At 71.2% G+C, this 24,022-nt stretch carries 22 protein-coding genes and 3 pseudogenes; 11 read left to right on the plus strand and 14 right to left on the minus strand.

Annotation, left to right across the window (positions count from 1 at the left end):
* Window positions 1-139: 139 nt before the first annotated feature.
* The 4 genes and pseudogenes from OV079_RS19895 to OV079_RS19905 all read right to left on the minus strand — a co-directional run bounded on the left by OV079_RS19895 (window position 140) and on the right by OV079_RS19905 (window position 2,263).
* Window positions 140-280, minus strand: a complete 141-nt coding sequence (locus OV079_RS19895; RefSeq protein ID WP_267770412.1) for a sigma factor-like helix-turn-helix DNA-binding protein — start codon at window positions 278-280, stop codon at window positions 140-142.
* 144 nt (window positions 281-424) lie between these two features.
* Window positions 425-673: pseudogene (locus OV079_RS58215) on the minus strand (hypothetical protein); the annotation flags it as partial.
* A pseudogene (locus OV079_RS19900) lies at window positions 595-1,425 on the minus strand (sigma-70 family RNA polymerase sigma factor); the annotation flags it as partial. The pseudogenes OV079_RS19900 and OV079_RS58215, both read right to left, overlap by 79 nt.
* A gap of 85 nt (window positions 1,426-1,510) precedes the next feature.
* Window positions 1,511-2,263 carry a hypothetical protein gene (locus OV079_RS19905; protein WP_267770414.1) on the minus strand — a complete coding sequence of 251 codons (753 nt, stop codon included), beginning with the start codon at window positions 2,261-2,263 and terminating at the stop codon, window positions 1,511-1,513.
* Window positions 2,264-2,391: 128 nt separating this feature from the next.
* On the opposite strand from OV079_RS19905, the gene OV079_RS19910 reads away from it, so the two are divergent.
* The 5 genes from OV079_RS19910 to OV079_RS19930 all read left to right on the plus strand — a co-directional run bounded on the left by OV079_RS19910 (window position 2,392) and on the right by OV079_RS19930 (window position 9,803).
* The gene (locus OV079_RS19910) at window positions 2,392-5,349 is read left to right on the plus strand and encodes a serine/threonine-protein kinase (protein WP_267770415.1); all 2,958 of its coding nucleotides are present in this window, start codon (window positions 2,392-2,394) and stop codon (window positions 5,347-5,349) included.
* A gap of 234 nt (window positions 5,350-5,583) precedes the next feature.
* Window positions 5,584-7,662, plus strand: coding sequence for a proprotein convertase P-domain-containing protein (locus OV079_RS19915; RefSeq protein WP_267770416.1), 2,079 nt, complete (start codon window positions 5,584-5,586; stop codon window positions 7,660-7,662).
* 368 nt (window positions 7,663-8,030) lie between these two features.
* Window positions 8,031-8,756, plus strand: coding sequence for a TIGR04255 family protein (locus tag OV079_RS19920; protein ID WP_267770417.1), 726 nt, complete (start codon window positions 8,031-8,033; stop codon window positions 8,754-8,756).
* A gap of 315 nt (window positions 8,757-9,071) precedes the next feature.
* Window positions 9,072-9,605, plus strand: a complete 534-nt coding sequence (locus OV079_RS19925; RefSeq protein ID WP_267770418.1) for a hypothetical protein — start codon at window positions 9,072-9,074, stop codon at window positions 9,603-9,605.
* Window positions 9,606-9,674: 69 nt separating this feature from the next.
* A complete protein-coding gene (locus tag OV079_RS19930) occupies window positions 9,675-9,803 on the plus strand; it encodes a hypothetical protein (RefSeq protein WP_267770419.1) in 129 nt (42 codons plus the stop codon).
* A 5-nt stretch (window positions 9,804-9,808) separates the two neighbouring features.
* On the opposite strand, the gene OV079_RS19935 is transcribed toward OV079_RS19930, so the two are convergent.
* The gene (locus OV079_RS19935) at window positions 9,809-11,437 is read right to left on the minus strand and encodes a HEAT repeat domain-containing protein (protein ID WP_267770420.1); all 1,629 of its coding nucleotides are present in this window, start codon (window positions 11,435-11,437) and stop codon (window positions 9,809-9,811) included.
* 431 nt (window positions 11,438-11,868) lie between these two features.
* On the opposite strand from OV079_RS19935, the gene OV079_RS19940 reads away from it, so the two are divergent.
* Window positions 11,869-12,297, plus strand: coding sequence for a helix-turn-helix domain-containing protein (locus tag OV079_RS19940; RefSeq protein ID WP_267770421.1), 429 nt, complete (start codon window positions 11,869-11,871; stop codon window positions 12,295-12,297).
* A 61-nt stretch (window positions 12,298-12,358) separates the two neighbouring features.
* Window positions 12,359-12,748, plus strand: coding sequence for a VOC family protein (locus OV079_RS19945; protein ID WP_267770422.1), 390 nt, complete (start codon window positions 12,359-12,361; stop codon window positions 12,746-12,748).
* A gap of 41 nt (window positions 12,749-12,789) precedes the next feature.
* Here OV079_RS19945 and OV079_RS19950 read toward each other — a convergent pair whose 3' ends face one another.
* Both OV079_RS19950 and OV079_RS19955 read right to left on the minus strand, forming a co-directional pair.
* Window positions 12,790-13,392 carry a hypothetical protein gene (locus OV079_RS19950; RefSeq protein WP_267770423.1) on the minus strand — a complete coding sequence of 201 codons (603 nt, stop codon included), beginning with the start codon at window positions 13,390-13,392 and terminating at the stop codon, window positions 12,790-12,792.
* Between the two features lie 264 nt (window positions 13,393-13,656).
* Window positions 13,657-14,127, minus strand: a complete 471-nt coding sequence (locus OV079_RS19955; RefSeq protein ID WP_267770424.1) for a hypothetical protein — start codon at window positions 14,125-14,127, stop codon at window positions 13,657-13,659.
* Window positions 14,128-14,494: 367 nt separating this feature from the next.
* Here OV079_RS19955 and OV079_RS19960 point away from each other — a divergent pair, with 367 nt between their 5' ends.
* The gene (locus tag OV079_RS19960) at window positions 14,495-15,565 is read left to right on the plus strand and encodes an ADYC domain-containing protein (protein WP_267770425.1); all 1,071 of its coding nucleotides are present in this window, start codon (window positions 14,495-14,497) and stop codon (window positions 15,563-15,565) included.
* Window positions 15,566-15,872: 307 nt separating this feature from the next.
* Here the strand turns inward: OV079_RS19960 and OV079_RS19965 are convergent, their stop codons facing one another.
* From OV079_RS19965 to OV079_RS58220, 5 genes and pseudogenes are all read right to left on the minus strand, one after another.
* Window positions 15,873-16,985, minus strand: coding sequence for an aromatic ring-hydroxylating oxygenase subunit alpha (locus OV079_RS19965; RefSeq protein WP_267770426.1), 1,113 nt, complete (start codon window positions 16,983-16,985; stop codon window positions 15,873-15,875).
* A 2-nt stretch (window positions 16,986-16,987) separates the two neighbouring features.
* The gene (locus OV079_RS19970; RefSeq protein WP_267770427.1) at window positions 16,988-17,506 is read right to left on the minus strand and encodes an EXPERA domain-containing protein; all 519 of its coding nucleotides are present in this window, start codon (window positions 17,504-17,506) and stop codon (window positions 16,988-16,990) included.
* A 19-nt stretch (window positions 17,507-17,525) separates the two neighbouring features.
* Window positions 17,526-18,950 (minus strand): cytochrome P450, encoded by a 1,425-nt coding sequence (locus OV079_RS19975; RefSeq protein ID WP_267770428.1) that lies wholly within the window; start codon window positions 18,948-18,950, stop codon window positions 17,526-17,528.
* Between the two features lie 555 nt (window positions 18,951-19,505).
* Entirely contained in the window at window positions 19,506-19,670 is a 165-nt protein-coding gene (locus OV079_RS19980; RefSeq protein ID WP_267778884.1) for a DoxX family protein, read from the minus strand.
* A 50-nt stretch (window positions 19,671-19,720) separates the two neighbouring features.
* Window positions 19,721-19,948, minus strand: a pseudogene (locus OV079_RS58220) (hypothetical protein); the annotation flags it as partial.
* Here OV079_RS58220 and OV079_RS19990 point away from each other — a divergent pair.
* Window positions 19,947-20,747, plus strand: a complete 801-nt coding sequence (locus tag OV079_RS19990; RefSeq protein ID WP_267708922.1) for an enoyl-CoA hydratase-related protein — start codon at window positions 19,947-19,949, stop codon at window positions 20,745-20,747. The pseudogene OV079_RS58220 and the gene OV079_RS19990 sit on opposite strands and share 2 nt — an antisense overlap.
* 74 nt (window positions 20,748-20,821) lie before the next feature.
* On the opposite strand, the gene OV079_RS19995 is transcribed toward OV079_RS19990, so the two are convergent.
* Entirely contained in the window at window positions 20,822-21,016 is a 195-nt protein-coding gene (locus OV079_RS19995; protein WP_267770429.1) for a hypothetical protein, read from the minus strand.
* A gap of 36 nt (window positions 21,017-21,052) precedes the next feature.
* On the opposite strand from OV079_RS19995, the gene OV079_RS20000 reads away from it, so the two are divergent.
* A complete protein-coding gene (locus OV079_RS20000; RefSeq protein ID WP_267770430.1) occupies window positions 21,053-21,283 on the plus strand; it encodes a hypothetical protein in 231 nt (76 codons plus the stop codon).
* An 8-nt stretch (window positions 21,284-21,291) separates the two neighbouring features.
* On the opposite strand, the gene OV079_RS20005 is transcribed toward OV079_RS20000, so the two are convergent.
* Window positions 21,292-21,597, minus strand: a complete 306-nt coding sequence (locus OV079_RS20005) for a S24/S26 family peptidase (protein WP_267770431.1) — start codon at window positions 21,595-21,597, stop codon at window positions 21,292-21,294.
* 58 nt (window positions 21,598-21,655) lie between these two features.
* Here OV079_RS20005 and OV079_RS20010 point away from each other — a divergent pair, with 58 nt between their 5' ends.
* A complete protein-coding gene (locus OV079_RS20010; protein ID WP_267770432.1) occupies window positions 21,656-23,692 on the plus strand; it encodes a hypothetical protein in 2,037 nt (678 codons plus the stop codon).
* The last annotated feature ends 330 nt before the right edge of the window (window positions 23,693-24,022 follow it).

Consider the following 24,022-nt stretch of genomic DNA (forward strand, 5'->3'; position numbering starts at 1 on the left):
TGGGCCTGGTGTCGGAGGGACTTGCCGGTACAACCATGAGCGGGGGTGGCGAAAGCGTGCAACGGTTGGCGCCCGCGGTCAACGGCCTGCCCGCGGGCCGGGCGCCGTACCCGGTCCATTGGGCCGCCCGCCGCCCCGGCTACAACAGGTTCCGGCGGCGGAACTCCCCGCGCAGCTTGGTGAGCGCCTGCTCTTGGAGCTGACGGATCCGTTCACGCGAGAGCGAGTAGCGCTCGCCGATCTCCTTCAGCGTCAGCTCCGGCTCCTCGCCGATGCCCATCCGCTTGCGCAGGATATCGGCCTCGATCGGGCTGAGCTGGCCGAACACCTCTTGCAGCTGCGACAGCAGCAGCGCGGCGTCGATCTGCTCGGCCGGCGCGACGTGGCTGGAGTCCTCGACCGCGTCGAGCAGCGACAGCCCGGAGTCGTCCGACAGCGGTTGGTCGAGGCTGATCGGCGCCTCGACCAGCGACCAGCGCATGCGCGCGATCCGCTCGGTGCTGACCCCCGTGAGCGCCGCCAGCTCGCTGTCGGTCGGGCGGCGGGCGTGCAGCGCCTCGAACTCGCGCGCGCGCGGCTGACCTTGTTGTACGCGTCGATCATGTGGACCGGCAGCCGCACGCTGCGCGCCTTGTCTGCGATCGAGCGGCTGATGGCGTGGCGGATCCACCACGACCCGTAGGTCGAGAAGCGGAAGCCCTTGCGGTGGTCGAAGCGGTCGACCGCCTTCATCAGGCCGATGTTGCCCTCCTGGATGAGGTCCTGCAGTGGCATCTTGCCGTGGTTGTAGCGGCGCGCGATCGTGACGACGAGGCGCAGGTTGGCGCGCACGAACGCGTTCTTGGCCAGCACCAGCGCGTGGTGGTCGCGGCGGACCGCGGTCGCGTACTGGAAGAACGGCGCGCTGCCGCGGCGGGGCAGCTTGACCTTCATGCTGAGGCCCGACGCGACCCCGAGCTCGACGCTGGCGAGGTCGGCGAGGATCTGGTCCGACACCACGCTGTCGACGTCCGACAGCCCCATCTGCTCCGCCAGCGCCTCGCGCGCGGCCTCGAACGCCTTCTGGTGCGTCAGGAGATCGCGGTCACGCAGCGCGCGCGACGTCTGGCGCATCGCCGCCAGCGCCGCCGCCGGGCAGGTCTCGGGCGGCAGCACCTCGGAGGCGAGGCCGCAGATCCCGTCGACGAACGGCGGGTAGTCCAGGATCGAGCGCCAGAAGCCCTTGCGCAGCTCGGCGATCTGGATCGCGGCCGCGAGCTCCTCTTCCTTGGTCATCACCTCGACCCCGGCGAGATCGCGGAAGTAGGGCGCGAGCAGGTTGCCGGCCTCCGCGGCGACGCTGACCGCGGAGACGGAGGCGTCGCCGTCGACGGACTCGCGGGCGGGCGCGGGGGTGACGACGGCATTCGGCGATTGACGCAGCATGTGCAGTCCTTTCGTTCGCCGCTCACGATCGCAGGCGCGCGATCAATCGGGCGTCAGGAGTGCATCGGCTGCGATCAACATCCGATCAAGGTCGGGCCTGCTCGTGTGACGCGGATCCGGGCGCCGCTGCCGCCGCGTCCGCGTCGACGTGTTCGCGCAGGTACGCGACGTAGACGATGACCGGGATGGTGTAGCGGAACGCCGGCCCGGCCCACTCCCACAGGCGAATCGCCTGGTACACCGGCCCGGCCGCGCCGCGCAGCACCAGCTTGAGCCCCGCGCGCAGCAGCCGGTGCCGCACCTGCACCACCGCTTGATCGCGCAGCTTGTCGGTCGCCACGTGCGCCACGTGCCCCGCCTGCAGCGCCTTCCGCTCCGGCTGCGTGTGCGTCACGAAGTCGTGCAGCACCCCGAGGTCGCGGACCCCCTCGGCGTAGGTGTCGCCGGCGCGGAAGCGGTCGAGCAGCGTCTGCTGGGTCTCCGGCGGCAGCGCGTCGAAGTTGGCGTCGAGCGCGTAGCGGACCAGGCGTCGCTCGAGCCCGGGGAGCCCGTCCGCGGCTGGCTCTTCGGACAGGTGCAGCTCGACCAGCGCGTCGCACACGATCTGCAAGTACGCCTGCTTGCCCGGCCCCGTGCGCCCGAGGACGCTGTGCGAGCCGAGCCGCAAGATCCGCTCGACCACCGCCGCGACCCGCTCCGCGCGCGTGGAACGGGGGTCGCGGAGCCGGCGGTCGAACCACAACAGGCCGGACGGCGGCCGGCCCAGGAACTCGATCAGCACGGCCAGCTCCGCTTCGCTGCAGGCCATGAGCACGGGCGTCAGGTGTTCGTCGACCATGGTCGCCCGCAGGGTACTCCTCGCGGGGCCCGGCGACCATCGCCTGCGCGCCGCAGGGGATCGCCGGCCGCGCGTGGGCGCGCCCGGGCCATTGAGGCGGCCGGGCCGGTCGGGCAAGATCGGGCCCGGTGGAGGTCGAACGGACGCCCTCGCAGGAGACCTCGGTGTCCGGCGAGATCACCCGCGAGGGCGAGCTCCCGCAAGCACCGGGCGCGGCCGTGGACGACCTGTCCACCGGGACATGTGTCGGCCGCTACATCATCCTCGGCCGCCTCGGCGCCGGCGCCATGGGCGTCGTCTACAGCGCCTTCGACCCCGAGCTCGATCGCAAGATCGCCCTCAAGCTGCTGCACTCGCGCGGCAACGCCAGCCTCGACGCCCGCGCCCGCCTGCTGCGCGAGGCCAAGTCGTTGGCCCGGCTGTCGCACCCGAGCGTCGTCGGCGTCCACGACGTCGGCACCTACGGCGACCACATCTTCCTCGCCATGGAGTTCGTCGCCGGGCGCACCCTCACCGCCTGGCTCAAAGAACATCCGCGCCGCTGGCCCGAGGTCCTCGCGGTCATGCGCTCCGCCGGCGAGGGCCTGGCCGCCGCCCACGCCGCCGGCCTCGTCCACCGCGACTTCAAGCCCGACAACGTCATCATCGGCGACGACGGCCGCGCCCGCGTCCTCGACTTCGGCCTCGCGCGCGCCTCCGGCGAGGCCCCCGAGAGCCTGTCGGGCGGCGACAGCGACGCCCTCGCCGCCATCGCCTCGGCCTCGACCTCCGCCTCGACCCGCTCGCGCGAGCACGAGGCCGAGCACGTGCTCGTCACCCGCACCGGCGCGCTGATCGGCACGCCCGCGTACATGTCCCCGGAGCAGCACCTCGGCCAGCCCGCCGACGCCCTCAGCGATCAGTTCTCGTTCTCCGTCGCCCTCTACCAGGCGCTCTACGGCGTGCGCCCGTTCAGCGGCGGCCGCCTGTCGGCCCTCGCCTACCAGATCGTCAAGGGCAAGGTCGAGGCCGCCCCCGCCGGCTCGCAGGTCCCGAACTGGCTGCGCAAGGTCGTCGTCCGCGGCCTCGCCCTCGACCCCGACGGCCGCTGGCCGTCGATGCAGGCCATGCTGACCGCCCTCGCCCGCGAGCGCGGCCTCGGCCGCCGCGGCGCCTGGCTCCTCGGCGGGCTCGGCGGCCTCGGCCTCGGCCTCGGCCTGTGGCTCGCCGGCACTTCCGGCCCGAGCCCGTGCCAGGGCGCCGAGCAGCGGCTCGCGGGGATCTGGGACGCCGCCCGCGTCGCCGAGATCGAGCAAGCCTTCCTCGCCTCGGGCGCCCCCTACGCCCCCGACGCCTGGCAGAGCGTCCACAAGGCCCTGTCGGCCTACGCCGCCGACTGGATGCAGGCCCACCACGACGCCTGCGCCGCCACGCACATCTACGGCGAGCAGTCCGAGCGCCTGCTCGACCTCCGCACCCGCTGCTTGAACCGCCACCTCGGCCGCTTCAAGGCCCTCAGCGACGGCCTCGCGCACGCCGGCGCCGGCACCATCGAACACGCCCCCGAGGCCGCCTCGCTGCTCGGCGACCTGTCCACCTGCGCCGCCACCGACGCCCTCGACAGCGTCGTCCCGCCGCCCGACGACTCGACCAAGGTCGCCGCGGTCGAGGCCCGCCTCGACGACGCCGGCGCGCAGGAGCTGGCCGGCGACTACACCCGCGCCTTCGAGCTCGCGCTGCTGGCCGTCAACGAGGCCACCGCCCTCGCCTACGCCCCGCTCGAGGCCGAGGCGCTGCGCGTGCGGGCGCGGATCCAGCGACGCCTGGCGCGTCACGACGTCAGCGCCGAATCACTGGCCGCCGCGATCGCGGCTGCGGCTCGCGGGCGCGACGACCCCACCGCCGCGACCGCCTGGACCGACCTCGTCTACCTCGTCGGCACCCACAAGCCCGACGCCGTCCGCCTCGACGCCACGCGCCTCGCCGCCGAGGCCGCGATCGTCCGCGCCGGCGACGACGTCTCGCTGCGCGCCCGCCTCGACCTCGGCGTCGCCAACGGCCTGCGCCTGCTCGGCCGCTACGACGAGGCGCTCGCCCCGGCCCAGCGCGCCCTGGCCCTCTACGAGCGCGACGACCCCGGCAACGCCCACAACATCGCCGACGCCCTGCACAGCCTCGCGCTGATCCATCACCGCCAGGGCGCCCTCGACGAGGCCCAGCGGACCTTCGACCGCGCCATCGCGGCCCACGAGCGGGCCTACGGTCGCGCCCACCCGGTCACCGCCAGCGTCCTGTGCCACGCCGCCGTCCTCGCGCTCGAGCGCGACGACCTCGACCGCGCCGAGGCGCTCGCGGGCGAGGCCCACGCGGTGCGCCAGCGGACCTTGCCGCGAGGCAACGTCGCCCTCGCCGAGTCCGGCCGGATCCTCGCCGAGCTCGCCGCCCTGCGCGGCGACCTCGACGGCGCCCAGGCCCGCTACGACGAGGCGCTGGCGATCTACCGCGACCAGCCCGACGTCGACGCCATGCACCGGGCCACCCTGCACAACGACCTCGCCATGCTCGCCGACATGCGCGGCGACCTGACCGGCGCGCAAGGGCACTACCGCGAGGCGCTCGAGCTGTACCGCCAGCGCTTCGGACCCGAGCACGTGTACGCGCGGATCGTCGAGCGCAACCTCGTCGAGGTCGCGCTGTGGCTCGGCGATCCGGCGGCCGCGCTGACCGAGGCCGAGCGACTCATCGCCAGCTCTCCGCGCGAGCCGCCGATCCAGCCGCCGGTGCCGTACCTGCACGCGCTGCGGGCCCAGGCCTTGCTCGCGCTGGGTCGCAACGCCGACGCGCTGAAGGCCGCCGAGCGCGCCGTCGCCGATCTCGACGCCCGCATCGGCGGCGCCGCGGACGCCGAGGAGTCCGCGATCATCCGCGCCACTCTGGCGCGCGTGCTGCCGGCCGCCGGCGTCGACGGCAAGCGCCGCCTCGCGCTCCTCTTGCTCGCCGAGCCCGAGCTGCGGCGCGCCGCCGAGGCCAAGAAGACCGCCGCGGCGCGAGCCTTGGCCGCTGTGCATGACCTGTCCTCGCGGACCGGTCCGCCTGCGCGGCCGTGATCGACCTGCCCAGACCTGTCCCGAATGACCACACTGAAAGGACAGGTCGGATCGGCCAGTCGACGACGTCGGCGAGTGCGGCTCGCGGCCTTGAGCCCCCAAAACACGCGCGCCGGCGCAACGACGGATCGGCCGTCGGCTTCTCACCCGTCGCCCGCGGGGGTAAGTTTGTCCGACCTGGTCTCGCGGCCTTCTTACTGACTCCCGGCCGTATTTCGGCCTGATCGGCACGCCATGCACACGCACTACCTTCGCTCCACCCTCGCCCTCGTCGGCGGCTTCGGCCTCCTCACCGCCTGTCCCTCGAACGGCGGCACCACCACCGAGACGGACACCGACACCACGGGGACGAGCACGACCGAAGAGCCGCCCGGGACCACGCAGCCGCCCACCACCACCGATCCGCCGACCAGCACCACCACGACCGCCGGCCCGACCACCACCGAGGGCCCGACCACCGAGACGACCACGACCACCACCACGACGACGACCACCACCGAAGGCGACGGCCCCCTGTGCCTCGCGCTCGGCGGCGTGGACGGCATCGCCGAGTTGGTCGGCGCCGCGGTGAACGAGGTCCTCGTCGACGACAAGATCAACGCCTACTTCCTCAACAGCGGCGTCGACGGCGGCAACCTCGGCGCCTGTCTCAACAAGCAGCTCGGCGCCCTCGCCGGCTGCGCCGGCGTCGAGTACGACTGCCTCGACATGCAGGCCGCGCACGCCGGCCTCGGCATCTCGGCCCTCGACTTCGCCGACTTCGCCGCCGACTTCGCCACCGCCCTCGACGCCCACCAGGCCAATCACCCCGACCTGAGTGACGGCGACAAGGACGCCATCCTGTCCGAGCTCGCGGCGATGGAGGGCGACATCGTCGAGGACCCCGACAGCAACCTGACCGTCTACCAGCGGGTCGGCCGCAAGCCGGCGATCCGGACCCTCGTCGGCGCCTCGGGCGAGGCGGGCTCGTTCCTCGACAACGTCGCCCTCGACCCCGCGATCAACGGCTTCTTCGGCGCCGCCGACTACCCCCGCCTCAACACCTGTCTCACGCGCCAGGTCGGCGGCATCGACGGCCCGAGCCGGTACGGCGAGGAGGTCGACGCCCCCGCGCCCGCCGACCCGGGCGTCGGCGCGGCCAACCCGTGCAAGGACATGGTCAGCTCGCACGAGGGCCTGACCGACAGCAACGACATGATGGGCATCGACATCACCGACTTCGGCGCGCTGGTCGGCGACCTCGTCACCGCCATGAACACCGCCATGATCGCCCAGCCCGACCAGGACGCGATCCTGGCCGCGCTCGGGGCCATGTGCGAGGACATCGTCATGCTCGAGTCGAAGAACGACTGCCCGACCGCGCAGAAGCTCGAGGTCGTCGAGGCCACCGCCCTCGGCGCCGTGGTGGTCGACGAGATCTACGACGGCACCCTCGACACCATGACCTGCGTCGAGCTCGTGGTCCCCGACGACCCGATCAACTACGTGCGCGACATCGAGGTCACCCTCGGCATCAACCACAACTGGGTCGGCGACGTCACCGTCAAGCTCATCAGCCCCGACGACAAGCTCCTCACCCTCGTCAGCCGCCCCGGCCTCCTCGAGATGAACGACAACGGCAGCGGCTGCTGCGGCGACAGCGCCAACCTTTCGAAGGACTTCCCGATCCTCTTCCGCGACGGCGCCGCCAACACCGCCGAGGACCTCGGCAAGGCGCTCGCCAACACCAACCAGGTCATCTGCAAGGACGACGGCATCGACCCGTGCGAGTGGGCGCCGAACCCGGGCTCGGGCCCCGGCATGAACTTCGGCGACTTCTACGGCGACGCCGCCGCCGGCAGCGGCGCCTGTGCGTCGCCGACTCCAACATCAACGACGCCGGCGTCATCGACTCGATCAAGCTCGCCATCAGCCGCGTCAAGTACGACCCGATGCCCTGACCCTCCGGCCAGGTCACCTGCCCCGAAGACCCGGCCGCCCGCGCGCCCGGGCCTCCGTCGTCTCGCGGGCCTGCGCCGATCTGTTCCGAAGGACATTCTCGGTCGGGCCGAGGCCCGCTCCCGCGGCTCCCGCCCGCGCGGGAGCGGACCGCGCGCCTCCCGTCCTGGCTCGCGCCTCGCGGCCTCCCTAGCCTGTCTGAAGCCGATATCGCGTTCTCGCCGGTCGAACCGGCCGGCACGGCGCCCGACCACGCGCACAGGTGCGCATGCGGGTTGCACACCATGCCGTCGCTGCGCTCGCTGCCCTGGTCCCCTGGTAGACGACGGCGCAGAAGCCGAAGATCACCGGCAAGTCTCGGCGAGCCGCTGCTGAGCCCGCTCGCTCGCCGTGCTCGTTATCGGCGGTCCGAAGCCACCGCCGGACCCGGCTCCAGCCGGCACGTGCGCCAAGCCGGGCGTGAGCTCGCTAGCACGGTCGACCGCCGGCTGGCGGCTGGCGACTGGCGACTGGCGACTGGCGACGAGAAGATCGCATGAAAAACTACAGGCGGCACAATATGTTCAAATCTTTTCATCAGCCCGAACGGCGTCCCTTGCGCACTCCTGAGCCCGGCTTGAGTGCTGGCCGTAGCGTGGCCTTTTGGCCAGGTGTGACTTGCGCAGACCACGCCGACTCCGTAAAGTTATACTTCCAGTGCTCACGAAGGCGCAGTCCTTCCTCACAGCACCTTCGAGAGACCCGTGCCGCTGACCTACCCACAGACCTACTCGAACCCGCCCATCGTTGAGGCGGTGGTGGAGTTTGGGTTTGAGACTCGCGTAAGCTCGGAAGTCGCGGCCCGCCTGCGCGAGCGGTTCTCAAGTGAGTACTCTGGCGTCGCGCAGACCCAGCGCCGAGTTGCGTTGCAACCCAACATCTCAGGTTCTGAGATCACGGCCACCGCCACGACTCTGCAAGAGGTTCACCTCCTCCCATCGAAAGATGGGAAGCGGGTCGTCGGTCTTGCCGAGCACTCCCTATCTGTTCACGTTCTCGCTCCATACCCCGGATGGACAGCCTTCTTGTCGGACGTTCGAGCTGCCTTTTCGACTTTCGGCGAGATTGCTGGTCCTGTCAAACTGCTGTCTGTCGGGGTTCGATACATCGACCGAATCGTTGTACCAGCCACGACCTCTCTGACTGAGCTTTTCACGATCCTACCTCCGCGTCCGAATGCAATGCCGGACCTCTTGTCCGCCTTTCACGTCGTGTTGCAGTCGCAAGACACGGCGAAGGTGCGCTCTGTCCTGGCGCTCACGAGCGCGGAGTCGGAGGATCCAAACGAATCGGTCGTCCTTTACGACTTGAACCTGCTGCGCTCGGAGCCCTCCGAATCCTGGGAAACCGATCTGCAGCATCTCCACGCTCGACAACGAGAAATCTTCGAGCAGTCCATCACCGAGAAGACCCGGGAGTTGTTCAAATGACACTTAACACGACAGCCCCCACAACACCAAATACCTCCTACACGACGAGCCGACTTCAGATGCCACGAGCGCTGTCGTTCTCGTTGACGGCGAGCATGTACATCGGCAGTGGTCCCCTTCCGGGGTCGGCGATGAAGCCAAGCTCCTTGAACAGACTTGGCGGACCGTCGTCGCACCTCCCGAGTCGATGGGCTTGCATGAATTGCTTCAACTGGGCGCCGAGATCGCCCCAGGAAGGCCGATCCCTGTCGCCCTAGAGGGCGCCGTCGAGCTCGACTTCGTCCTTGAGCCTGACGAGATGGATTTCTGAATCAGATGTACCTCCCGCAGAACGAGTGGTCGACCCCCGAAGAGGGGGACCCGCCTCCTTGTTTTCGTCAAGGAGATCTGATCGAAATTGACTGGGTTCGTTTGGACTACGCTGATGCCACCAGGGACCAGACGGGGACGAAGTTCACGGTGGAGTTACGGAGGCGTGAGACGGTAGCGCTCGTCGGCACATGCTGTGACCTCGTTCTCCACAAGACGCCCAAGCGGAAAGGCTTCCTCGTCAGTCCGCTGAGAAAGGTCCCTAAGCACTTGAGCAAACCAGGAGCGCTCGATGCTCTCAAGGCTCCGATGCCGTTGGCGGGTGAGGTTGCGGCCGGCTTCCCGAACCTGATCTACTTCGCAGGAGTATCGGCCCCAACGGGTCTCTACGTTCAAGAGGGCGTGATCTATCTCGAAGCGCTGACCATGGTCGACGCAATCACACTGGACGGCGCCACGAAGCTTGCGGAACTCACAAGAGAGTCGCGGGCGGAGTTCAAAGAGCGACTGAAGTGGCACTTTTCACGAGGTGGCGCCTGACCGCCGCCCGAGGACTACCTCGATGGTAGGGGTCGACGCCACCGGCTACTTCGCCGAGCGAATGACTTCGTGGAGGTCAAGCCGCTCGTCGTGCTGCAGCCGGCACAGGCCGCTCAGACCGCCGTGACCGGCGCCAAGGTCGACCACGCTGCGGACGTCTCGGAGGTCTACGCCACGACGCGCAAGCCCGGGCCGTGAGGCCCTCACGCGAAAGGACATGCCCCGAAGGACATGCCCGTTCGCACCGGTCTGCCGGGACATGTCCCCGAGGACCGACCCGCGGCTACTCGCCCGCGAGCACCTCGCGCGCGCTCGCCGGCCGACGAGAACGGCCCGCGGGCGATCTCCTGCAGCAGCGCCTGGGCCTCGCGGGCCGGCATGTGGCCCTCGACCGCGTTCAGGGCCGCCCAGAACGCCTTCTCGTTGCGGTCGGCCGCCAGGCGCTGGCGCAGGAACTGCACCGCCTCGGGCAGCGGCATGAACTTGTCGATCCCGCGCAGCGCGTCGGCGCGGACGGCGTCGTCGGGGTCGTTCACGGCCGTGTGGACGAACAGCTGCCCGAGCTCCGGGTGCTCCTCCATGTTGCAGCCCTGCCACGCCATCGAGCGCCGGACCTCCGACGAGCGGTCGGACAGCAGCGTCGTCACCAGCTGCGTCAGGCGCGGGTCGGCCGGCAGCCAGTGCAGGCGCTCGGTGATCTCCTTGCGCACGTCGGCGCTCGGGTTGCCCTGCGCGTGCTGCAGGTACGTGTCGAACACCAGGTCGGCGCCGCCGTAGTTGTGGGCCAGGGCGATCGCCGACAGGCACTGCGCCTGGACCTCGGGCGACGGATCTTGCGCGGCCCAGTTCGCCACGAATTGCATCACGTCGAGCTGCTCGACCAGGCTCGCGGTGGCCCCGAACGCGTTGGCCCGCACCGACACGTCGCCGTCCTGGCACAGCTGCAGGATCAGCTCGCGCCGGCCCTGCAGGTCGTGGTCGGCGTCGAGGTACAGCGCCGTCGCCAGGCGCGCCCGCACCTCGGGCGCCGGGTGCCGCGCCAGCTGCTGCACCAGCGGCAGCGCCCCCTCCTCGGCGAACTTGGCCGCCACCGACACGACCTCCTCCATCAGGTACGACGGCAGGTCGCGCCCGGCCAGGGCCTCGAGCGCCTTGATGTGCTCCGGCTTGGCCCGGTTGTCGAGCACCGTGCCCCACGCCGACAGCGCCGCGCGCCGGACCCCGTCCTCGCGGGACGTCTCGACCAGCTTGAGCAGGAACTTGTGAACGCCGGTGAAGTTGTTGTCGCGGTCGTACGCCTCGCACTGCAGCTCGTGCAGCGCGTTCTCCACCTCGTCGGTGTCGTGCGACGTGAGTCCGGGGAACCGGCTCAGCACCACGTCCTCGCTGTCGCCGCCGCCGAGCATGGACTTGACCGCGCCGAACAGGCCCCGGCCGCCGCCGAGCACCGTCAGCGGCGCCTCGGCCGACGGATCCTTGACCCCCGGGATGTCCGCCGACGCCATGACCTTGTAGGTCGCGTCCGGCTTGGCGTCTTCGGGGATCTTGTAGCGGAACTCGAACTTGTTGAGGCTGCCCGGCGCGAGGTCACGGTCCTGCGCGACGATGTTGCTCGACAGCACCTTGATGTCGATCGACGGCAGCGCGCTGCCCTCCTTCGACTGCACCAGCACCGACACGATGTCGACCTTGAGCGCCGTCAGCTTGAGCGGCTTCTTGCCGCCGGTCAGCGTCAGCGAGCCGGCCACCGTGCCGCCGGGCGGCACCTTCTCGACGTCGAGCTTGAGCTCGAGCTGCGTTCCACCACCGAAGAGTTTGTTGAGCAGTCCCATGCGTGGCCGGGATGGTATCACCGCGACCTCGGCCGCCCGTGACGGCCCGGTGTCGATTCACCGCACCGCCGGGCCTCCGCCGCCCCGCCGTCCCGTCGAAGCTGCCGGTGAGACGACGTTTCGCCGCAACTCCGTAGTCCTCCTGACCCCCGCCCGCGTCCCTATCGCCGGCAGATCGGCCCCGGACTGCAGGCACGCGGCCCGAGGATCACGTCGCCTTCGCGGGCGGCCATCGACCGACTGGCGAGGGCCCGGACCGCAGGCTCCCTGGCCCTCGGGCTTGCCCCACGACGACGGGCGCCCGCGCTGCGATCGCTGCCGACCCCGCACCGCGGACGTCGCTCTCATGCCCGGCGATCCTCCGGGCCAGGCCCCCGCGGCGGCACACCCCGAGCCGTGGCGCTACACTCCAAACCCGAGAGCCTCCGTCCATGCTGACCCACGACGCGCTCATCCGCCTGTGCCGCGCCCGCGACCGCCTGCGTGAGACCGAAGGCCGGGCCCCGATCGCCGCCATCGCCCGCGAGGCCGGGCTCTCGCCGTATCACTTCATCCGCCAGTTCGCCGCGGTGTTCGGCGCCACGCCGCATCAGTACCGCATCGACGCGCGCATCGAGCGCGCCAAGCATCTGCTCGCGCGCGGCAATCACTCCGTCACCGACGTCTGCTTCGAGGTCGGCTTCGAGAGCCTGGGCAGCTTCAGCGACCTGTTCGCGCGCCGCGTCGGCGTCCCGCCGTCGCAATACCGGCGGCGCTGGCAAGTGCCCTCGCGCGTCGGGACCCTGCCGCCGGCGCTGATCCCCGGCTGCCTGCTGCTGATGTGCGGCGAGGCGGCTTCCGCAATTTTCAAGAAGCACTGAGCCGCGAAGTCGTCACACTCGCGCGGGTACGGCCACCGTGCCGATTCCCCCAGAGGTCCTCATGCGCATCAAGCTCAACAGTATCTTCGTCGACAACCAGGACAAGGCCCTGCGCTTCTACACGGAGGTGCTCGGCTTCAAGAAGAGCAAGGAGATCCCGGTCGGCGAGTTCCGCTGGCTGACCCTCGTCTCGCCGCACGGCCACGCCGACGTCGAGCTCTCGCTCGAGCCGAACGCGAACCCCGCCTCGAAGACGTTTCAGGACGAGCTGTTCCGCCAGGGCATTCCCATCACCGCCTTCGAGGTCGACGACATCCACGCCGAGCACGCGCGGCTGAAGAAGCACGGCGTCGCGTTCACGATGGAGCCGACCGAGGCCGGCGAGGTCACCGTGGCGATCTTCGCCGACACCTGCGGCAACCTGATCCAGCTCTACCAGCCGAAGCCGTAGCCGGCGAGCTCGGCCAGGGGCGAGCGTCGCCCCTGGCCCGGTCACGACCGCGAGCCGAAGTAGAACCCGACCAGCGCCGCCAGCCCTTGCTCGAGGCCGAGCCGGCCGACCCCGACCGTGGCCGCGTCGGGCAGCACGTGGAAGAACGCATGGATCGCCAGCGCGCCGATCGCCACCAGCCCGACGACCGCCCGCATGTCCTCGAGGACACGCGACGAGCCGCCGATGCGCCGCTGCAGCCACCGCGTCACCCGCGTGAGCAGCAGCCCGAGCACGAAGGCGGCCGCGAGCGCCAGCGTCACCACTCCGCGCTGCGCCGCCGCGCCCTCCTGGCGCATCACCACCACCCCGACACCGACGAGCCCCGCGATCAGCAGCAGCCGGATCGATCCGCGCGGCAGCCACAGCGGCGGCGGGCCGTCGGATCTATCGGCGGGCGCCTGGGCCCGGGCCGCGAAGTAATGCCCGAGCACCACGAACAGCAGGCTCTCCAGCGCCTCCGGCGGCGGCTCGTCGGGCGCCCGCACCAGCAGCCCGCACACCGTCCCGACCACGCCCAGGGCCAGCAAGGCGCGCACGCTCCCGGCCGGCAAGCCGAGCGCGTGCCGCCGCCGCCAATCACTCGCCGTCGATGCCTCGCTCACCGCGCCATTGTAGGCCCCGCGCCGGTCCGCGCGGTCCGACGATTTCGCCCCTCGCCCGCGCCGCGATCCGGGCGCGATCTCGCGAGCCCCTCCTCCCGCACGCCCGCGCCGCCCTCGCTCCACTGGCAGCTCTGCGCGAGCTCGACCCGCAAACACCTGCGCCCGAAACCCGCCGCGCCCTCCCGCGCCGCCGGCCCCGGGCCCGCTCGTGCCAATGTCGACACATGTCCCCGGGGACATCTCGAAAGCGCCGCCGCGCTCGTGTCACTTCAGCCGCACCGGCACCACCTCGTGGCTGTCGTTCTCGGGCGGGATGACCCCGATCCACGTGATCCGGTCCTTGCGCGACAACACCACCGGCTCCCCGCGCTCGAGGTTCGCGGTCGCCGCGCGCCCCGTCCCCTCGTCGGTCGAGAAGCACAGCCCCGCGACGCCCTCGAGCAGCAGCACCTCGTCGACCGGATCCACCCGCAACCGGCCCTGCACCTGGCCGAGCTTCATGCCGAGCCGCAGCCCCTCCGCCGTGCAGGCCGGGTGCTCCCCGTGGATCCCCACCTGCGTGACCACCCCGTCTTCGATGAACAGGCTGACGTCCCGCGTGAGGACCACGCGCATCGCCCCGCGCATCTCGACCGTGCGCTCGCCATCCAGCAGCGCGACCTGCGGCTCGCCCGGCTCGCCGAGGCGAAACGGGCCGATGCTGCGCCCGGGGATGATGTGAAGCTCGTCGCCCATGGCAGCCTCCTCGGCTTTCGGGCCGACACTAACAGATCCCGCCGCCCCGCGAAGGGACGCGTGCAAGCCGGATCGCCGGCTCGCCTCCGCCGATTCGCGTCGCCCGTGCTGTCGTCGCCCGGAGTCCGGCGAATGATCGCGAGCCGCAAATACGAGCAATGTACATTGTCGGGATGGTGCGCGCTCTTCCGGCGCACTCTCGGCAGCGCCCGCGGCCGGAGCGCTGCCCCGCCGACCGCCTCCGGCGCTCCCGGAATTCGGCCGCGGCGACCTCGACGGCAGCGCTCCGGCCGCGATCTCGGAGCCGCCACGCCGGCTTGCGCGAGCGGACGACCGCGATCATGCAGCGTGGCACAGGAGTCGTACGATGAGGTTGACCCGCGGGTTCTCGATGTGGGTGGTGGGGCTTTGTGCCGTCGGCGGGTGCGACGGCGTGGCGCAGGAAGCGGACCCGGCCGTCGCGCTGCGCGAGAAGGTCGACAACGCCGCGGCGCTCAACACGGCGGTGCTGAACGGCATGCGCATGAACGGCATGCGCATGAACGGCACCACGTTGAACGGCATGCGCATGAACGGCATGCGCATGAACGGCATCAACCTCAACGGCCTCGACCTCGACGGCAGCGTCCTCTCGGCCACCGGCGTGGTCGACGGCACCTCGCAGACGTTCACGGGCGCGCAGCTCGTCGGCGCCGTCATCGACCTCGACATCGACGGCGCCGCCTGGCAGATGCGCTTCGACGACATTTTTAAAAATCCCGCCGCCCCGACCGGCGACGTCTGGTTCTACGAAATCTCGATCCAGGCCCCCGGTGACCCGAATTGGGAGAGCCTCTGCTTCGACCACCTCGGCCAGCCGACCCAGGCCATCCCGCTCGCCAACTACTGGGACCTCGCCACCGGCGCGCGCGTCGCCGACGCCACCGTCGTCACCTTCGCCTGCCGCGACGCGGTGCTCGCCAAGTGTGTCGAATGGGGCTACCGCCCCTGGGCCAAGGCGGGCACGACCTCGCTCGCCAACCATCACCAGGCCTGTACCCGCATGGCCCGCGCCGACTACTGCGGCGACGGCACGCCGCACACCTTCACGGGCACCCCGATCGACATCTTCGACAAGCTGGCCCCGCGGCTCCAGGCGCCCGCCACCCTGAGCCGCTCGAACTGGGGCCCCGAGGCCGAGTGGGGCCCGAACGGCGCCGTCTGCGTCGGCGACATGATGCGCCTCAAGCTGTACGACGACGCCGGCGTCCCCTACGACTATCCGACCTGCCTCGACGCGATCGACGACTTCAGCTCGTGCGGCACCCTCCCGATCAGCCGCGGCGGCCTGGTGGCCAACCGCTTCTGCGACAAGTGGGGCGACCAGCCGCAGCAGTGCAACAGCCACGACTACGACGGCGACGACGACGAGGACGACGAGGACGACGAGGACGACTGAGCCGCGCCGCGCGCCGGCCCACCGTGCGCGGGTATGTCCCCCGGGACATGCCGCGCGTCGGCCGACGAAGACCACGACGGAGCCGCGCCTCGCGCCGATCCGCATTGCGCGACATGTCCTCCGGGACATGTCGCGCAATCGCGCCCCGGTCGGCTCGCGGGTGAGGCCTTCGCCTACCGCGGGCGAATCATGCGACAAGGGCGAGCCGCGCCGGCCCCCGGCCCTCGACCTTGTGAGGGCCCGAGCGCCGGCGCCGTGATCCGGCCCGCATTCGTGGCGACGCGCTCCGGTCGCGTCCGCCGCCGCCTCAGCGCGCCTCGGCCAGCCGGCCCGAGGACGACGCCAGGTACTCTTCCCATTTGCGGATCGTCAGCGCCTGGAACGCGTGGACCGCCGGGTTCAGCTCGGCGATGGGCGCCTGCCAGTGGCGGTTGTAGCCGTCCTGCTCGGCCTCGACGGCCACGCCGTCCTCCTCGAGCAGCGGCTTGAACACCACCTGCTTGGCGATCCCCAGCACCGGCTCCATCACCTGCCGCGGGATCTGCAGCGGCAGCCCCGGGATCTTGAAGCCGTCGAAGTAGAACAGGAAGAACGCGCGGGTGGTCTGCTCGTCGATCGGCAGGCAGAAGCACCAGTCCTTGATCTTCCCGTCGGTGTCCGACCACTGGTACGGGTATTGATAGCACAGCGTCATCGCATTGATGTTGGTGCGCTTGCGATCGACGAAGTGCTTCATCAGCGGCCCGTCGGCCACCTTCGTGTCGTACGACACGTACACGCGGTCGCCCTCGACGCGCAGGTCGGTCAGCGTCGAGTCGGTGAACGGGCGGAACCGCCGGTGCAGGTACGCGTGGGTGAAGTCGCTGACGTTGTCGATGATCATCGAGTGGTGGGCCTTCCACGTGAAGTCCACCAGCAGCTTGGCCCACGGCTTCGGCCCGTCGAGCTCGGGGATCTCCGGCATCGGCGTCGCGTCGGCCCGCGCCGGGTCGCCGAAGAACACCCACACCAATCCATAGCGCTCGCGCACCGGGTAGTGGCGCAGCTCGATCTTCGGCAGCGGCTTGCCGAACAGCTCGTGCGGCACCTTGCACAGCTTGCCGTCGCCGCCGTACTCCCAGCCGTGGTACGGGCACACCACGTTGCAGCCCTCCACGCGCCCGCCCGACAGCTTGAGCTGGCGGTGGGCGCAGCGGTTGTCGATCGCGCGCAGGGCCCCGTCCTCGCCGCGGAACACCGCGACCGAGCGGCGCCAGAACACCACCTCGACCACCTTGCCCGGCGGCACCGCGCGGGCGTACTCCACCGCGTACCAGTGGTTGGGGTCGAGCCCGGCGGCGCGGACTTTCTGCCGCTTGTTGCGCGCCTCTTCGAAGCTCGGCGGCGGCGCGCGGCCGATCGTGTGCAGGGTCTCCGTCATCGTCATCCTCGTCCTGTCTCGAACAGCGGGCGGACCTCGCCCGCGGGCCCGCGCCGCGGCAGCATGCGCCGCAGCAGCGCGAGCGGGAAGAGCACGTAAGGCGCGTACAGCAGCGCCACCAGCCACGGCACCGTCGGCCGCGGCTCACCGAAGGTGTGCACCCCGAGGAAGATCACCATCGAGTAGAGCATCACCGACGCGTAGATGATCGCGGGCCAGCGGATCCACTCGCGCCGGCGCACCAGCGCGACCGCCAGCACCGCGTAGAACGGCCCGAACACGAAGGCCGACACCCCCGACGCGATCTGCAGCCACAGCGGGTTCAGCACGATCAGCGGGTCGTAGGTGCTGCCCCACCAGTAGAAGAAGCCCCCCAGCCCGCTGTCCGCCGGCGCCATCGGCCCCGGCTCCAGCGCGGCCATGCGGTCGAACAGCAGCGACGTGCTGCAGAAGCTGAGCGCGAACACCAGCAGGACGCGGTCGATCCAGCGCATCGGGACATGTCCCTCGTGACCTGTCACGGCCGCCATGTCCTTTCGGTCATGCGCCTGCGGACTGCTGGACCCGGCGGTAGCGGATCCGGCACGGCGGGCGCGGGCCGACGATCAGGTTGGTGTAGTCGACCGGGTAGCTCGGGTCGAGCAGGTCGAACTCGAAGTTGCGCAGCAGGTGGCTCCACAGCGCGCGCAGCTGCAGCTGGGCGAACACGATGCCCATGCAGCGGTGGCGCCCGGCTCCGAACGCGATGTGGCCGTAGGGCCAGCGCTTGTCCTCCTCGCGGCCCGGCATGAAGCGGTCGGGGTCGAAGCGGTGCGGCTCGGGGAAGATCTCCGGCACGCGCTGACCGGCCGCCGGCGAGGCGATGATCATGCTGCCCTCGGGCACGTGCTTGCCCTGGAAGTCGAACGCCTTGAGCACGCGCCGCATCACCAGGATGATCGGCGGGTACAGGCGGAGGGCCTCCTTGATGGTGGCCTCGAGCAGCTTCATCTTCTGCAGGTCGTCGTAGGTGATGCGCTCGCGGTCGCCGAGGATCTCGCGCTGCTCGGCGACCAGGCGGCGGAAGATGTGCGGGTGCTGGGCCAGCAGCACCGCGATCCACGAGAACGTCACGCCGCTGGTGTGGTGGCCGGCGAACATGATCGTCAGGATGAGCCCCGTGATCTCGTCGACCGTCAGCTTGCGGCCGTCGGCGTAGCTCGACTCGACCAGCGTCTGCAGGATGTCCTCGTGGCTCTGCGGGCCTTCGCGCCGCTCGGCGACGATCTTCTCGATCAGCTCGACCATCTTGACGCGGGCCTTGTCGCGCCGGCGCATCGCCGGCAGCGGCAGGTACGGCGCGAAGAACGAGATGACGTTGATCCCGCCCTCGAGGTCGGCGTACAGCTCGGAGAACTCCTTGCTGAGCTTGAACCGCATCTTGTCGCCCAGCAGGCAGCGCGTCGAGGTGTAGAGCGTCACCTCGTTGCCGACCTCGAGCATGTTGACCTCGCCGGTCTGCCCCCACTGGCCGAAGAAGTGCTCCGACTCGGCGATGAAGCCGTCGGTGTAGGTGCGCAGCCGGGACTCGCGCAGCGCCCCGTGGAAGAAGCCGAGCTGCTCCTTCATGATCTGCGGCTCGGCGTCGTAGGCGATGCCCTTGCCGAACACCGGCGTCATCAGCTGGTACGCCTCGCGCTGGCTGACCTCGTCGTCGCGGAAGCGGAAGTACTTCTCCTGCGCCGCGTGGCCCGTCATCACCACGCCGAGCGTGCCCGGCAGGCGCACGCAGAAGATGTCGCCGAACATGTCGCGCCCGCGCTGCACCATCGCCACCGGGTTCGAGCGCAGCTCGGACGCGTGGCCGACGAACGGCAGCCCGCCCGGCAACATGGGCGGCAGGTTGGGGGTGTCGAGCGGGAGGGGCTTCAGCGTCGACAGCAACGTCGTCGCCGTCTGACGCACGTGTTCGGGGACCGTGAACATCGAGGGGCACGCTACCGCAAGCCCCATCGCCCGCGCCCGCGCGCCGCCTGTGAGAGAACTTCACGCGTCTTCGCCGCGGACGCAGGCGGTCCGCGCCAGCGCTGACGGCCGCCGTCGCGGCGCTCGCTGACGTCACGTCCAACGCCACGCACTGGCCACGACCGCCTGGGCCGCGTTCCTCTCCGCCCTGCGGACGGCCCCGCGCGTGTTCCCGGGCGCGCTCGTTCAGGGCTTTCCCCAGCCCGACGGCCGCCGCGGGCACCATATCCTCGACGCCTTGGGCCTGTTCATCCTCACGCCTGATCGTGATCGGGGCCACACTGCTGCGCGAGGCCTCGATCGCGCCGCTCTTCCCCGGATGGTCCCGGCCCCTGACGGTCGGAGCCAATTCGTTCGCGCCGGCATGGACCTCGTTCACCACGTCGGCGGCACGCAGCGCGAGCATCTCGCATCACGCCGACGGTACGCCGGGCGTTCATGACATCGCTCGGCTCCCCACGCAGCGTCCTCCTCGGCCTCGCGCTCGAGTGGGTCTTCCCCTGACGAGCTCTGCGATCAATCGCGCGTGTACCACCACGCCCACGCCAGCAGCACCAGCTGCAGCGGCACGCGCACCCACAGCGCCGCCTGAGACGCGGGCAGCCCCTCGACCTGCACCTGCGCCATCGCGTGATGCATGTTGGCCGGCCACATCGCCAGCAGCAGCGCGAACACCCCCACGCGGCCGCCTTGCGCGTGCGCGGGACGAGCAGCCCGAGCCCGCCGGCGATCTCCAGCGCCCCCGTGATCAGCACCAGCTCGTAGTGCCAGGGCAGGTACGGCGGCATGATCGCCATGAACCGGTCCGGGATCACGAAGTGACCGATCCCCGCCGCCAGCAGCAGCGCCGCCAGCACCACCAGGAGCACCCGCTTCGTCGCCGACACGCCGCGCAGTGTGACAGATCGCCGCGCGCCGCACACCAGCGACGCCCCGGCTCCGGCTACCCTCGCGCGCATGGAGCTCACCGACGTCCGCTACGACCTCGAGGGTGCGACCGCCCTCGTCACCCTCGACCGCCCCGCCGCGCGCAACGCCTACAGCGAGGCCATGGTCGAGAGCCTCGTCCACGCGATCGACCTCGCCGAGCGCGACGACGCCGTGCGCTGCGTGATCCTCACCGGCGCCGGTCCGGCCTTCTCCGCCGGCGGCGACCTCAAGCGGATGCTCAACAAAGAGGGCATGTTCGCCGGCGGGGCCGCCGAGCTGCGCCGCCAGTACATCGACGGCATCCAGCGGATCTCCCGGCGTCTGGCGCTGGCCGACAAGCCGATCGTGGCCGCCCTCAACGGCCCGGCGATCGGCGCCGGCCTCGACCTCGCGTGCATGTGCGACCTGCGGCTGGCCGCCCGCGGGGCCCAGTTCGGCTCGACCTTCGTCAAGGTCGGCCTCGTCCCCGGTGACGGCGGCGCCTACTTCCTGGCCCGCGCGATCGGCTTCTCGCGCGCGCTCGAGCTCATGCTCACCGCCCGCGTCATCGACTGCGACGAGGCGCTGCGGATCGGCCTCGTCCACCGCGTCGTCGAGCCCGACGAGCTGCTCCCCGCCGCCCGCGCCCTCGCCTCCGAGCTCGCCGCCCTGCCCCCGGTCGCCCTCCGCCTCACCAAGCGCGCCGCCTACCGCAGCCACGACGTCGGCCTCGACGCCGCCCTCGAGCTCGCCGCCACCTACCAGGGCGTGGCCCAGACCACCGCCGACCACCGCGAGGCCGTCGCCGCCATGCTCGAGCGCCGCCCGCCCCGCTTCACCGGCGAGTGATCCGAACCTCGGGGCATGTCTCGCAGAGCATGTCCCACGGGGCATGTCTCGCAGGACATGTCCTTCCGGCCCGCTCAGGACCCGAAGCAGTGCACCGCGCCCTCGATCTCCTCGGGGCAGTCGCTGTTGTTGCACGCGTCCTCGTGGTCGCCCGCGCAGAACGGCCGGCACGCCTCGGCGCACGGATACCCGGGGACGCACCCGTCCGGGTCGGGCAGGCACTTCGAGGACAGCAGCGCGCAGACCCCGTCGAACTGCTGGACGCACACCTCGCCGTCGGCGCAGCCTGGGGGTTCGCGTCCTCCGTGGTCGCCTCGCTCGTGGAGGACGGCGCCCCGGTCGTCCCCGCGCTCGTCGTCGGCGCCCCGGACGTGCTGCTCCCCGTCGTCGTCCCCGGGGCGGTCGTGCCCGCGTCCGTCGTCGTCCCGGTGGTGGCGCTCGTGCCGTCGGTCCCGGGGCCGCACGCGGCGGTCAGGGCGAACGCGATCAGAGCGAGGCGAAGCAACATGGGCGAGCCGGCCATGGTCTCACGATAATCCAAACGTCACGGCTCGACGCACACCAATCGGCCGAAGATCGCGTGCTTGCCGATCCAGCCGTTGATCTTGCCGTGGTTGTTGCCGATCTGGTAGCGCCCGTCCTCGGCGATCGCCTTGACGATGTGCAGATAGTCGGCGCCGCGGATCGTGCACAGCACCACGTCGCCGACCTCGAGCTTGTCCAGGTCGACCGGTTCGACCGTGCAGAGCTCCCCCGACTTGATCCGCGGCCGCATCGAATGGCCGTGCGGTCGGAACTTGACCGTCGTGCCCGCGCGCAATTTCTCGATGTGATAACGGGCCCAGCCCATGACGCGCCGAGGATGCCCGCTTTCGCCGCCGCGCGCATCTGCGTATCCTCCGCGGCATATGCCGGCCCCGCCCGACCTGCGCGCCCTGCTCGCCGCCTTCTTCGCGCCCGCGCCGGCTGCGGGCCCCGTCGCCCTCCTGCGCGCCGCTTTTGAGCTGCGCGCGCGCTCGAGCGGCGCGCTCACGACCGCGGCGATGCTCGAGTCTCGCCGCCCGATCGAGGGCGGCCCGTGGTGCCCGCGGCTGTTCGGCCCGCTGGAGCCGCTGCGCTGCCGCTGCGGCCGGCTCGTCGGCCCCGAGCACCGCGGCGAGACCTGCGAGCGCTGCCACGTCCTGTGCTCCGACGAGCCGCTGCGCGAGCGCCTCGTCGCCCACGTCGACGCCCCGTTCGGCCTCGTCCACCCCGCGCTGGCGCCCCGGGTCGCCGCCCTGATCGGCCTCTCGCCCGACCAGCTCCGCGCCGTCCTCCACGCCGACGCGGTCATCCTCGCCGACGGCCGGCTCGTCGCGCAGGACGACCCCGCGATCGACTGGGACGACGACATGTCCTACGAGACAGGCGTGAGGGCCGTGCGCCGCCGCCTCGCGATCCTCGCCGATCCCGAGCTCGCGGCCGCCGGCCTCGTGCCGGCGGACCTCGTGCTGACCAGCGTGCCGGTGTCGCCGCCGGGCGAGCGCCCGCTGTACCACGAGCCCCACGAGCACGAAGATCGGTGGTTCCGCGCCCTGTGGTCGGATCGGGTCGGCCGCGACAACGAGTCGATCAGTGCGCTCACCAGCCGGGCCCTCCGCGGCGCCCGCCTCGTCGAGCTCGACGCCCCCAAGATCATCCTCGACCGCGAATGCGCCGACGCCCAGCGGGCCTTCGAGGCCATGCTCGACCTGCTCGCGCGCCCGCCCGGCGACCCCGCCCGCGCCCCTCGCCCGCTGTCGGGCTGGCTCCCGGCCCCGCTGCGCGGCGAGGACGAGGACCACGTCCCCGGCACCCTCTACCGCTTCCGCCTCGCCGGCGCGCCCGCGGTGAGCGACGCCCACGACCGCTACGTCCACCACCGCGCCCCCCACCGCCCCGAGGTCCCGCGCGCCTGCGTCCTCGCCGACGGCGACCGCGCCCTCATCCAGCTCGGCTACCTCGTGCTGCTCGTCCACTGGCCCACGGGACATGTCCTGTGGACCAAGCCCGTGACCGAGGCCGTGCTGCTCGGCGCGCGCGGCGACTGGGCCCTGTTCGGCGCCAAATACGGCCGCCAGCTCGACCTCGAGGACCCGACGATCTTGCGCGGCCTGTACGCCCTCGACCTGTCCTCCGGGACATGGCTCGAAGGCCCGTACCCCGACCACCTGCCGGCGATCTTCGTCGAGAAGGACGAGCCCGAGGACGCCTGGCTGACCGACTGGCGCGGCCAGCGAGGGGCCCCGGGCGCCGAGGACTGCTCGGGCGATCGCCCGAACGAGTGGGCGCGCAGCCCCGACCACCGCTATATCTGGATGACCTCCAGCCCCGACGACGGCGCCGTCCTCGACACCGAGCGCGGCGTCGCCGTGCTGATGCTCAGCCACATGCGCGAGCCGCCCGGCGACGGCGTCCGGGCCGTGGCGCTGACCGGCCCCGAGCGCGACGAAGAAGACGTCGAGCTCGACGATCAGGTCGGCGCCGGCATCGCCATCGCCCGCCCGCGCGGCGAGTGGCGGACCCTCCTGCCCGACGGCCGGCTGCGGCGCGACGGCCGGGTCGCGCTCGAGTTCACCGGGGCCGCGATCGAGTGCGCCGCCTTCGACCTCGCCGGCGACCGCCTGCTGCTCGTCAACCGCGACGCCCTCCACGTCGTCGACGTCGCCCACGGCCTGCTGCTCGCGCAGCTCGACCTGCGCCCGCTGGCGCCCGCGCTGGCGCTGCCCGAGTCGCTCCCGCGCGAGCTCGCCGACCTCCTGCTGGCCCACCACGGCACCCTGGCCGCCGCCCTGGCCCAGCCCGACGCGCACCTGCGCGAGCTCGGCGCGGGCGACGCCCAGCTCGCCGACCTGCGCGCCGAGCCGCCGCCGCACGTCGTACCGAGCCGCCTCCTCGGGACATGTCTTGATGGACATGCTTCATAGGACATTGACTCGCGGACATGTCTCCTTCGACATGTCGTGCCCGTCGAGGTGCGGCCGTCGTCGCGTCATCGTCCGTGGCCGGATCGGTCCCTCCGCCCGCCGTCGCGTCGGTGACCGCGGCGTCGGCCGTGCTCGTCCCGTTCCCCAGGGACGGGCCGACGCGCACATCACCAGGGTCGAGCCATTCGCCCGATCCGGCGGGAGTAACCGTCGCGGCGCAGAAAATTGCGCGCACCTGAGAATTTCCGCCGGGCCTCCTCGTCGTCCGAGCTCGCTCGGACCGCGCCCGCTCGCCGCCACGTCTGCAGCGGGTGCGCGCTCACGACGAAG

Source organism: Nannocystis pusilla (assembly GCF_026626665.1).
In the GTDB taxonomy this organism is placed as follows: domain Bacteria; phylum Myxococcota_A; class Polyangia; order Nannocystales; family Nannocystaceae; genus Nannocystis; species Nannocystis pusilla.